The sequence below is a fragment of the bacterium genome (assembly GCA_022616075.1).
Classification (GTDB): Bacteria; Acidobacteriota; HRBIN11; order JAKEFK01; family JAKEFK01; genus JAKEFK01.
The window spans coordinates 1-11,700 of sequence record JAKEFK010000077.1 but is presented as its reverse complement, the minus strand read 5'-3'; the positions used below and the strand labels follow the sequence as shown (position 1 = coordinate 11,700).

At 49.1% G+C, this 11,700-nt stretch carries 9 protein-coding genes and 2 pseudogenes; 4 read left to right on the top strand and 7 right to left on the bottom strand.

The window, feature by feature from the left end:
• A pseudogene (locus L0156_06855) lies at positions 1-1,140 on the bottom strand (RtcB family protein).
• Positions 1,141-1,488: 348 nt separating this feature from the next.
• Between L0156_06855 and L0156_06850 the strand changes: the two are divergent.
• The 3 genes and pseudogenes from L0156_06850 to L0156_06840 all read left to right on the top strand — a co-directional run bounded on the left by L0156_06850 (position 1,489) and on the right by L0156_06840 (position 3,640).
• The gene (locus tag L0156_06850; protein MCI0602716.1) at positions 1,489-1,809 is read left to right on the top strand and encodes a hypothetical protein; all 321 of its coding nucleotides are present in this window, start codon (positions 1,489-1,491) and stop codon (positions 1,807-1,809) included.
• A gap of 106 nt (positions 1,810-1,915) precedes the next feature.
• Positions 1,916-2,920 (top strand): annotated as a pseudogene (locus tag L0156_06845) (C45 family peptidase).
• Positions 2,921-3,055: 135 nt separating this feature from the next.
• Positions 3,056-3,640 (top strand): sigma-70 family RNA polymerase sigma factor, encoded by a 585-nt coding sequence (locus L0156_06840; GenBank protein ID MCI0602715.1) that lies wholly within the window; start codon positions 3,056-3,058, stop codon positions 3,638-3,640.
• 5 nt (positions 3,641-3,645) lie between these two features.
• Here L0156_06840 and L0156_06835 read toward each other — a convergent pair whose 3' ends face one another.
• The 3 genes from L0156_06835 to L0156_06825 are packed head-to-tail and all read right to left on the bottom strand — an operon-like array spanning position 3,646 to position 7,514.
• Positions 3,646-6,060, bottom strand: coding sequence for a tetratricopeptide repeat-containing serine/threonine-protein kinase (locus L0156_06835; GenBank protein ID MCI0602714.1), 2,415 nt, complete (start codon positions 6,058-6,060; stop codon positions 3,646-3,648).
• Positions 6,036-7,004 (bottom strand): hypothetical protein, encoded by a 969-nt coding sequence (locus L0156_06830; GenBank protein ID MCI0602713.1) that lies wholly within the window; start codon positions 7,002-7,004, stop codon positions 6,036-6,038. Before L0156_06830 ends, L0156_06835 begins: the two co-directional genes overlap by 25 nt.
• The gene (locus tag L0156_06825; GenBank protein ID MCI0602712.1) at positions 7,005-7,514 is read right to left on the bottom strand and encodes a hypothetical protein; all 510 of its coding nucleotides are present in this window, start codon (positions 7,512-7,514) and stop codon (positions 7,005-7,007) included.
• 127 nt (positions 7,515-7,641) lie between these two features.
• On the opposite strand from L0156_06825, the gene L0156_06820 reads away from it, so the two are divergent.
• A complete protein-coding gene (locus L0156_06820; GenBank protein MCI0602711.1) occupies positions 7,642-10,077 on the top strand; it encodes a protein kinase in 2,436 nt (811 codons plus the stop codon).
• Between the two features lies 1 nt (position 10,078).
• Here L0156_06820 and L0156_06815 read toward each other — a convergent pair whose 3' ends face one another.
• From L0156_06815 to L0156_06805, 3 genes are all read right to left on the bottom strand, one after another.
• Positions 10,079-10,465, bottom strand: coding sequence for a VOC family protein (locus L0156_06815; GenBank protein MCI0602710.1), 387 nt, complete (start codon positions 10,463-10,465; stop codon positions 10,079-10,081).
• Positions 10,465-10,773: an antibiotic biosynthesis monooxygenase gene (locus tag L0156_06810; GenBank protein MCI0602709.1), complete on the bottom strand. Its 309-nt coding sequence runs from the start codon at positions 10,771-10,773 to the stop codon at positions 10,465-10,467. The genes L0156_06815 and L0156_06810 overlap by 1 nt, the downstream gene beginning before the upstream one ends.
• Before the next feature lie 449 nt (positions 10,774-11,222).
• Positions 11,223-11,700, bottom strand: a 478-nt coding sequence (locus L0156_06805; GenBank protein MCI0602708.1) for a hypothetical protein, incomplete at its 5' end; no start/stop codon positions are given.

Here is an 11,700-nt window from a genome sequence, read left to right as displayed (position 1 = left end):
CTGCAGGAGTTTCATCAATGACTCCTTCATCCTTTCTGCATTCAATTCCTTCAGTCGCGGCGATATGATCCTGAACGGTGAACTTCTTCTTCGCCTCGGTTCGAGACATTGTTCGTCCCGCGCCGTGACTGCAGCTTTCGAAGCTCTCAGGATTTCCAAGCCCTCGGACTATGTAAGACCGCGCTCCCATGCTGCCAGGAATAATTCCCAGATCGCCGGAACGGGCACGCACTGCGCCTTTTCGCGTAACCAGGACGTTCTTTCCGTAATGATTTTCCCACGCGACGTAGTTGTGATGGCAATTTACAGCTTCGGCTCCGGTTTCAAATGGCGGAATTCCTTTTTCAGTCTTCACCGCTTGACAAATGTTTTCCATCATCAATTCCCGATTGCATCGCGCAAAATTCTGCGCCCACTTCACCGCTTCCACGTAATCTCTGAAGTGCTCGGTCCCTTCCGGAAAATAAGATAGATCAGCGTCCGGCAAATTGATAAACCATTTCCTCATGTCTTCTTTCGCAAGTTCGATGAAATAACTGCCGATCCTGTTTCCAACTCCTCGCGATCCGCTGTGAAGCATAAACCAGACACGATCCTGCTCATCCAGGCAAACCTCGATGAAGTGATTGCCGGTGCCTAAAGTACCCAGATGATTTCCGGTGTTCGCTCCCCTGGCTTTTGGATGTTTTGCTGTGATTGCTTGATATCCTTTTTCCACCTCGGTCCAAACGGAAGCGACATTGGCGGGCAATTCTCCCCACGCGCCCCGATCATTCTTTCTACCATCGTCAGTTCTTCCGTGTGGAACAACCTGTTCAATTGCGCTTCTAACGCCATGCAAATTTTCCGGCAAATCGCTTGCTTGCAACGTGGTTTGCACAGCCATCATTCCGCAACCGATGTCCACACCAACGGCGGCTGGAATGATAGCCCCGCTGGTGGGACTTACGCTTCCAACCGTGGCTCCAATTCCCGCATGAACGTCCGGCATGGCCGCAACCCACTTATAGATGAAGGGAAGTCGCGCAACGTTCTGCATTTGCTGCTTTGATTTTTCATCGAATGCCCAACTCCTTTGGTCCAGGACTTGATCAACTTTCCGTTGCCTGCATCCATCACTTCATAATTTCTATCGTCCATTTTTTCCTCCAGAAAAAGCGGCGACAAAAATCGGAGAAACACCTTCTGATGCTCTTTTCTGAGCTATCGCTTTTGGCGATCCGGGACTTACATCCGGAGACCCTCAGAATCGATGTAGTTCCTCCATCATTCGCCGCGAACATCATTCTAACTTTTTCATTTCCAAAAGTAGACGACAACAAGTTTGATGAAACGGACGTGCTCTACCATTGAGCTATGGCCCCATGGTGGAGCCACCGGGATTCGAACCCGGAACCTCGCGGTTCTAGCCGATGTAGTTCCACCTGCATTCGTCCACCTTCAGAAGTGAAAATGTTTTGAAACCCTCAAGAAGGGCCGACAAATTTATTGCCGGGACAAGACGTTTTTACAAATATAGTCTCGACAAGCATTCGGCCCTTCTTTCTTCTACAACTCAACAGCCTGGATCACATCGATTCCATACTAGAGAGCATTCTGGGCGCAGAAAAACTGCGAAACCTGGATCGCTTTGAACGAGTGCAGCTTGCGGATGTCGTTAGCATCTGCAAACAATCTCGTAGTCTGTCCGAAGCAGGACGCCGCCTCTACTCCGCTTCCCGAAAATCCAAAAAGATAAGCAACGACGCCGACCGCCTTCGCAAATATCTCGCCCGCTTCGACCTCACCTGGCAAGCATTGCAGGAATAGTCTCATCAAAAATCAGGAATATCATTAGAAGCCAGCTTCACAAATGAAGAGCAAACTTCTTCTAATATTAATAATCGCAATGTATGCATCTGTTGGTACGACCGTTATGAAAAAGGTTCCTGTCGTTGAACTTTCGGGAACAGGTTACGAACGCGGTGTGGAACATGGCACGAAGTTGAAGAACGAAATTGCGGAGGTGATGCGGAAATTCAAGATCAATATTCGCGAAAACACGAAGAAGGATCCTGATACAGTGATTGCGGATTTCCTCGGCAGCACGAATTTCAAGCCGGCAATAGAAAAGCACACACCGGGCCTGATGGAAGAAATAAATGCAGAAGGTTCCGGACAAAAAGTGAATGATGTTTTCGCGTTCCAGCTCGTGGATGAGTTCTGGGTGTATCTGGATAGACTGGAGAACGTCACGAACCATCATTGCAGCGCCATTGCAGTAGCAGCAACCGCCGATCGTCCCGCATATGTTGCTCAGAATATGGATATCGAAACCTACACACATGGATATCAGGTGCTGTTTCATCTGGCCGGAACAGATCGAGAACCTGAACAGTATGTGCTTTCGAGCGCGGGTCTGATCGCGTTGACCGGAATGAACCGCAACGGGATTGGAGTCTGCGTGAATACTTTGATGGAACTGAAAGCTTCGAGCGACGAATTGCCTGTTGCGTGCGTGATCCGCGGATTATTGAGCAAGTCATCGGCGGAAGACGCGCTGGAGTTCCTGCAAAACGTGAAACATGCATCCGGCCAAAACTATGTCCTGGGACTTGAAGACAAAGTTTACGATTTCGAAGCATCTGCGAATCAGGTGATTCGTTACAGTCCTACAGAAGATGGCAGAATCGTTTACCATACGAATCATGCGATGGTGAATCATGATGTGAAACCATGGCAGGAAGAGTTTCACCGGAAAATGCTCGCAGGTGAAACGAAAGGCTATAACAGCGAAACGCGTCTTCTCTCTTTGACATCACGATTGAATCTTCAAGCGACCGGGATTTCGGAAGAAGTCATCAAGAGCATGTTGAAGTCCAAAGACAACGAAAAGTATCCCGTTTGCCGGGCTTACCGGCAGGGAAGCTCCATCTTCACATTTAGCTCGGTCCTGTTTGCGCTCGGCGGCAAGCGTTCCGTTCAGGTTACCTACGGATCACCCGACCAGTCAGACACCAGCAACACTTCTTTGATCGATAGAAATTCCGCGGTGTTATACTTTACAAAACAGCCCATGAATGCCGCCACAGATGAATTCACTCAGCTTTTGGTGGACTGGCGGAACGGAAACCAATCTGCGATTGATAAGCTGATGCCGATGGTTTACTCGGAGCTTCGCCGGTTAGCCCACAAGTACATGAGGCGCGAAAGACCGGATCACACATGGCAAACCACAGACCTAGTCCATGAGGCGTACATAAGATTGGCCGGTAAGGAGGACGCTGCTCCGGAGAACCGGGTCCATTTCTTTGGAATGGCGGCACAGTTGATGCGGCGTCTTTTGGTGGAACACGCCCGCTCCAGCCGCTCTGCCAAACGCGGCGGTGGTGTCCGTCATGTTTCCATAGACGATACTGCTATTGTGTCGGAGGAACGGACGAGCGAGTTTTTGGCATTGGACGAAGCGCTTGGCAGGCTCGCGAGGTTGGATCCGCGTAAGACCCGGATCGTGGAGATGCGCTACTTTGCTGGATTGAACGTAGATGAGACCGCCGAAGTGCTTGGTTTATCACCGATCACGATTAAACGAGAGTGGCTGAACGCAAAAGCCTGGCTCTACCGTGAATTGAACCCGGAGAAATGCGGACGACCGAAGTGAAATAACTATTGCAGTAATCCGATCCGCCGCAGCAATATCTTGAAACGAGAATCTGTCCGGAGGTTCTCAAACTGCGGATCGACTTTCAGATTCGTAAGCCAGGGAGAGCGCTCCTGATATGCCTTCTCAAGCCAGGCGAACGCCTGATCCTTATCGCCAAGGTAAGCGTAGATGTATGCAAAGTTCATCGGTGAAACATAGTTCCCGTTCTCTGAGCTCTTCTTCAACCCTTCGAGAGTCTTGTGGTACAAAGATCGCATTGCGATGTGATAGCCGTGCGCTTGAAAATCATCACCCAGTACTACCGCACCTTCCTCATCGCCGGCGTGCATTAAATATCTTTGCATCGCCGTGATAGCTTCGCCAAACATTCCTGTGTCGTCATAGATCTCGGCCAGAGAAGCATAAGCTTCCGGAAAATTGGGATCTAAATCGAGTGTATAGCGATATTGTTTGATCGCAAGATCATATTGATGTGACCAATGAAAAGCTGCCGCGAGGGCTTTATTGGTCATGATAGAAAGCGGGTCAATTTTCTCAGCACTCTTCGCTTCGGCGATAGCCTGCTCCCAGCGTCCCAGGGCCCGCAAATACTGTGTATGAGTTACGCGAGCCCCCGCAAAATTCGGATTGAGCTCAAGCGCTCTTCTCGATTCCTGTTCATAACCCGGCCAGTTCCAGTCGTAGTAAAACCTCACACCGGACAGAGCGTCATGTGCCTCGGCGAGTGTTTCATCAATTGCGATCGCTTTTTTTGCAGCCGATTCCGCTCTGGGCATGGTTTCTATCGGAAGCCTGTAGCCATCAATCGCCATCGCCTGGTAGTAAAGGGACAATTCGGAATAAGCGAGTGCGTAGGAAGGGTCCCTTTCAATCGCTTCTTCCAAATAGTCACGGCTCTTCTCATAATGTTCCAACGTGAACTTGTTAAAATGATATTTGCCTTTCAGGTAAAGCCGATACGCCTCGGTGTCTTCCGTGTGATGCCTGGTCAGCCGCTTCTGTAATTCGAGACTCAGCCTGGATTGCAAACCAGAAGTGATTTCCAGAGAAATCTCCTCCTGTATTTCCAATATATCCTTAAACTTCCGCTTAAACTGTTTTCCCCATAATTGGGTTCCATCACTTACCCGTACGAGATCCGCGTTGACTATCAACGTATCCGATTGTTGTGCAATGCGTCCTGTGACCACAGCGTCAACATGGAGATCGCGACCTACTTTTCGTGGATCGAATTCCTTTCCTTTGTATGTAAACACAGTACCGCGTGCCATCACACGAAGCTCAGGCAACTGGGAAACGCTGTTAATGATGCTATCGGTGAAGCCATCGCTGAGATATTCCATATTTGGATCCGGGCTTCCGTTGACAAATGGCAAAACTGCAAGTGAGTGAATTGTTTTAACCGATCCCGGCCCGCTCAAATGACGATAGAACAAACCTGAAAGTATCAAAAACACCATCAACTCGGTAATCCACAACACCGTCTTTGGCTTGATTCGACGAACGATGGAACGCGGTAGAGGTGCAACCGTAACCGTACCGGCGTCTGAAATGATCTTCAGAGCAAATGCCAGATCGTGGGCTGTGTGGAAGCGTTCCTCCGGGTTCTTTTTCAGACAAACGGATACAACTTCCACTAATCCCGGCGGATACCCTTCGAGCAGTTTCGCTTCCAATGGATCCTCTTTCAGGATGGCTGCAATGGTCTCGGCTGAGCTTCTTCTGGAAAAAGCCAGGACTCCTGTCAGCATTTCATAGACGATAACGCCGAACGAAAAAATATCGCTACGCGAATCGACAGTTTCTCCGCGCACCTGTTCCGGAGACATGTAGGGAATCGTACCCATGACAATTCCCGATTGAGTTAGAAGCGATTCTGTCGCGGCTCTAGAGTTTTCTTCTTGCCGTAGTTTCGTTTCAAGTCGCGCAAGACCGAAATCCAAAATCTTAATTCCGCCATCAGTGGTGACAAAAATGTTCTCCGGTTTCAGATCGCGGTGAATCACTCCCTCAGAATGAGCTGCCGCAAGACCTTCTGCTATCGCAATTCCCATCTTCAAGGCAATGTTCCAGGCCGGTTTCGAATGAGCAAGCCGCGCGCGAAGCGTTTCTCCCTTCAGCAACTCCATGACAGCAAAGGAGACTCCGTCATGGGTGATGAAATCATGAATGGTCAGAATATTTGGATGGGAAAGCGCAGCTAATGCTCTGGCTTCTCGCTCGAAGCGGCTTCGTGCGTCCTGATTTTTTGCCAGATGCTCCGGCAAGACCTTAATCGCAACATCCCGGCCGAGCCGCAGGTCCCTGGCTCGATAGACCTGCCCCATTCCCCCCGAACCCAGGGGGGAAAGAATCTCGTATCGTTCACCAAGATGAGTACCGGAAAGCAAGTCTATTTGTCCGACCAACACGTGCATCGGGGACTGGATCCGATTTCGTGAAACGAACCAAAGGACCAGGTGACTCCTGTTGTGATTTGATATTTAAGAGGGTGACCGTTTCGCATGGATGAGGTATACAGCACAGTGACATAAGCTTGCCAGGAATCGTTGATTGCGTAAGCAGCTCCGCCTCCCAGATTCCAGGTCTTGATTTTTTCAACCCGGTCATGATGAGGCCAAAGCTCCGGATCAAGAATTTCAAGAGTGTCTTTGTCAAAAATAGCGTACGGATTTACGCCTCCATGAGAGCCGGTGCCGATTGCAGTAATGTAGGTTGTAAAGGAAGGAGTTAGGAAGTATCCGAATTGTGCGTCGAAGTTGCTGCGGTTCAGGTTGATACCTTGAACTCGCTGAACGAAATCATAGGAGTAATGACCTTGAACGTAGGCATCCGGCAACAGGGGATCCAAACGGCGACCTAAGTAGGTTCCCACTCGAAAACTCGAGAGACGTGCCCCGATTGCCGAATGCGCAAAAAATTCGTAACGATGGGTTGGGAAACGGTAACCGATAAACGGTGTAATCATGAAGGGACTGGTGCGGGTATTGTAGCGAAGCTCCAGAGTTAAGTCCTGAAATGATGGATGGTAGGATCCGCTGTCAGTCTCAAGATCATGGGAGAGATCACCGCCCTCATACTTCGCTCCAACGTAAGGAATCGTAGCACTGAGGGCCAGTTGATCCGTAAAACTGTAGTCCACGTTTACATAAATAGAGTGAGAGCGAATTCGGCCACCATCAATTCCCAGAAATTCTTTGAACAACTCCTGCTCAATGGCGTGTGTGTCAATGTAATGGTATTGATAACTCAGGGTAATTGTGCCGGTATGTTTCGGGGATATCCAGGCTTGTCCGAATCCACCGACGGGCACTGAAAAGTAAAATGCCAGCCAGAAAATGGCCCTTCCTGCCTTTCCCATTTAGATCTTCTCACAATGCAGAGACTTACCTTTCAACCGCGCGGCCATGATTTCTTCAATTGTTCTGAGAACGCTTCCTCTTTTCAGATTAGACTTCAACAGGCAACTGTACTGCTTTGCGGCCTTGGCCAGATCCGCCTCTTGCGTGTTATAAAGGAAGGGAAGAAGATACGGTTTCGAAGCCGCTGCATAGATTTTTTCTTCGACAATTGGAGCATCCGAAAAACTAACGAGAACCACATCGTAATTCCCGGAATTCAAATAAGAATCCAGAGCGTTCTCGCTATGTACCGTTCTGACTCTGTGTCCTGCTTTCTTAAAGATGGACTGCAATTCCTCTGAAGCTTCCGTTTCCTTCGAGTAGATAAGTAAGGAGGCGGGATACTTGCTCTTATTCACCTGTTCATAGCGGACACCACGCCCGACCACCAGGAATTTGTCACCGCAAGGATATGCATTTGTGCACAGTATCGTGACCCAAATCCATGCGAGAACAAGTTCTGTTTTCACAGACCCTCTATACTTATTAGTGAAAAGCACGGGCAAACCGTATCATCCCGTTATGTAACGGCGGCGGCCCGCCGGCTTTACTGGTGGTATACTGAAAAAAACAACCGCATCCTGTCGCGCGAACCAAATGACTCCTGAGCAATGGAAGCAAATCGATGAGTTGGTTCAGACCGCTCTGGAGCTGGAATCTGCCAAACGAAGCGCATTCCTGGATCGTGCCTGTAACGGAGACGATTTGGTGCGGTCGGAAATCGATTCTCTCCTCCTTGCTCACGGGCAAGCTCATGATTTTATTGAGACACCACCGGTCGATATTGTCGCTCATCTGCTGTCGGGGGAAGAGAGCGCAACAGATCTGAAGTCATTTGGGAGCTACAGGATCCTCCGTTCACTGGGCGCGGGCGGAATGGGTGAAGTATACCTCGCTGAGGACACACGTCTTCACCGTCACGTTGCTCTCAAGCGGCTTCCCGCCCTCTTAACACACGATGAATTCTCACGTGCGCGCTTGATACATGAGGCGCAACTGGCTTCGACGCTCAATCATCCGAACATCTGTACGATTTATCATGTCGAAGAATCGCAGGGCGAATACATCATCGCGATGGAATATGTCGAAGGAAAAACGTTGAGCAATGTGATCTGTGATCGCCCTCTGCCTCTGAAGGACCTTTTATCGATCGCGTTACAGGTTGCAGATGTCTTGGCTGTGGCACATTCTCAGGGCATCATTCATCGGGATATTAAAGCGGGAAATGTGATCGTATCGGATCATGGAAAAGTAAAAGTTCTTGATTTTGGACTTGCCAAACTTCTGAATGAGCAATCACTAAAGCAATCAAGAATTTCGGAATCCCACGTGACAGGGAGTTCGTCCGGAGTGCGAATGGGGACGCCTTCGTATTTGTCTCCGGAACAAGCGAAGGGCGAATCTGTTGACCATCGTACCGATATTTTTTCTTTCGGAGTAGTCCTCTACGAAATGGCGACAGGCCGTTTGCCTTTTCAAGAAGAAGCTCCTGCTCAATCTATCCGTGCAGTAATAGAGAAAACTCCTATTCCTGTCAGGGAGCTCAATCCGAAAATTCCAACACGGCTCTTAAAGATCATTGATCGCGCTCTGGCGAAGCGGCGTGAAGAACGCTATCAGACAATGAACGAATTCATTGAGGATCTAAAGAAAATCTCAGAGTCTGTCGTGCGGTTCGATAAGAAGCTAACATTAAAACTTTCGCTAGCGGCTGCGATTCTGATCGTTGTGGCTTTTCTCACAGTTAGCCAATTTGCGCGACTGAAAGGACCGATCTCAGCTCCTATCAGTTTGAGCGGCGGAGAAGACTCATACCGTTCCGGTTCAGGCTCTGTAAATCCCGAAGCCAATCTGGCTTACTTTCGGGGTCTCAACTCTACACGGAGTCCGGATCTTGTCGAAGGATGGGTATCGGCAACCCGGATGTTTGAACGTGCTGTTGAACTCGATCCGGGCTTTGCAAAAGCTTACGCAGAACTAGCGCAGGGGTACGCCGCAATGTTTTATTTTGGTGTGGATCGTCGGGAGACCCGGTTGGCGAAGGCAGAAGCAGCTATTGAGCGTGCTTTTAAGCTTCACCCCGGCCTGCCGGAAGCGCATTTAGCCCGAGGGTTCTACTGTTATTGGGGTCGTAAAGATTTGGATCACGCTCTGAAAGAATTTACGATTGCGCAAAGAGGGCTGCCCACCAACGTTCGCCTCTTTGAAGGGATTGCACTTGTCTACCGTCGCCAGGGAAACTTTGAGGCTGCATCAGAGAACTTTAATAGAATATTGGAATTGAACCCTCGTGATCCTGCCACGTCTTTTAATCTTGCTGTGACTTATTTGAATATGAGGAAGTATTCTGAAGCCGACGCCTACTGCGATCGTACTATTGCCCTTGCTCCACAGCAATTGTATGCGTACGGATCAAAGGCACAAATTCAGTTGTTGTGGAAAGGAGAAATCAAAACGGCGCGAGCCATTCTTGAAAAGATGCCGGTTCAAGAAAATGATTCTGCTTTTTTTCAATGGCACCAGATTGATCTGTGCGATCGAAACTTCCAGGGTTTGCTGCAACGGCTTTCCTGGCTGCCCGATGACTATTATGAAGGTCCGGGTTTTGCATCGACGAAGAGTCAATTCGCGGGTTTGCTATATGCTTTCATGCGCAAACGTGAATTGGCCCGTACTTCCTTTGAGACCGCCCGGGTTATTGAAGAAGAAAAGGTTCAGCAACGACCGGACGATCCCGCAAGACGCGCATCACTTGCAGTTGTCTACGCGGGTCTTGGATGGAAACAGCAGGCCATCAAAGAAGCGAAACTGGCGGTGCAACTCTGTCCCTCCGAAGATGCGTTTTGTCGCCCAGCCTTTATTGAAAAACTGGCTCATGTATACACGTTGGTCGGTGAATTTGATGCAGCCATGGATCAAATTGAATATCTTCTTTCCGTCCCTTGCCTCGTCTCGGCTCCACTTTTAAAGATTGATCCTCGCTGGGATCCACTGCGCGGTCATACACGTTTTCGGAAAGTGGTAACTCGCTAGTCTAAAATTGCGATCGTGTGGCAATTTGCCAGGTGTTTCCCCACTTGTCCACGACCATGCAGCGGCGGTCACCGTACGGCGTATCAGATGGCCTTTCGAGCGAACGCGCGCCGGCATCAACTGCGCGCTGGTGCGTCGCGTCCGTATCTTTGACATACACATATAGAAAAGCAGTCATCGGGGCACGAACTCCGGCTTCAGTAATCATCACGATCGAGTCGCCAATCCGCATCTCAGAGGGAGCTGCTTCTTGGTAGTTTCCCTTTGCCTCAAACACGTGTACGAGAAACTCGACAAGCCCATTAGCATCTCTAGCGACAATTCGCGGAGTGACAGTGTGCCAACCTTCAGGCATGAATGACGAACGTCTGGTTGTCTTCCTCATCATTATTCAGATTGCCCAACAACTTCGTAGTGGACGACTGTTGGTTCGAATTCAAGAAGGAAGTCCTTGTCTTCTGGATAGTATTTCGCGCGCTCAACATCCTCACCGGCAAAGCCACGAATCATGTTCATATTCTCCCAGAACGTCATCGTAATGAAGTGAGTGACCTCGCCATCCTCACGTTCCAGGATATGAACGCTGATGTTGCCCGGTGTCGACTGATAGTCAGGAATGGCTCGCTTGTTCAAGAACTCCCGGTAAGCCTTCGCTTTAGTTGTAGGGACGCGTCCATGCCACATCCGAACGACCATCTTTACCTCCTTCACCGATAATATTTTGCCACGGAACTCCGCAAACCGGGCCTCCAACATGATTTTGAGGCAGTGAGACTGAATGTTCCAGCTCGAACTAATTATCAGTAGGTCGTTACCAAGAATAACCCAATAGTGCCGAAATGTTTGAATAATACGTATGTCGTTCGCTATGTTCGTAAGATGACGTGTCGTAAAGGATCGTGAATTGCGGCCGGAAAACGAATTTATCTTGAGAAATTCGTACGCCTCCCCCGAACTTTAATCCGAAACTACTTCTTGTGGCCTGGAATATTCCTGGAAAACTGGGAGCATCAGAAATTTCGCTGTGCCTCAAAAGTGTTCCTCCGAAAAGGCCGTACGGTTTAATCTTTGAACGTCCGAAATGATAACGCATGTTACCGCCAAAGCCCCAAAGAGTGTTTTCGAAAGGGTAGAATGAATTCTCACTATTTGCATGAACACGCAGGCCGGCTAGGCAGCAATTGGGTAGCCAATCTCTTGATATCTTTTTGCAACTCATTCACCAACAATGCCGAGTTAAGTTGTGCAATGACAGCCTGTGATAACTGCCTGTTTGCATAAATATGCTGGATAGCGGCAATCGATAATGACCTTTCATAGTATTCTTCCGCCCACTGTTGATACGTGATCGGTGACCCGTCCAGAATGTGGAGAAGGTCCGCAGAACCATCGGGATCATTTTCATTGGGAAAGACTATGTCCCCGTGGACCCACGACTCATCTGTGTATTTACGCCAGATGCAGAATGTCGTTTCGTTGATTGAAAAGGCTGGTTCAACCATGAAGGATGAAAATTCAGGAGGTACCGAATCAAAAATGCCTGGCCAAACGTGAGGTGGATCGTTTGCAAAGGGACTCATCGATGACTCATGGGCGAATCCCTTTAATATGGTCCCGGCTGAT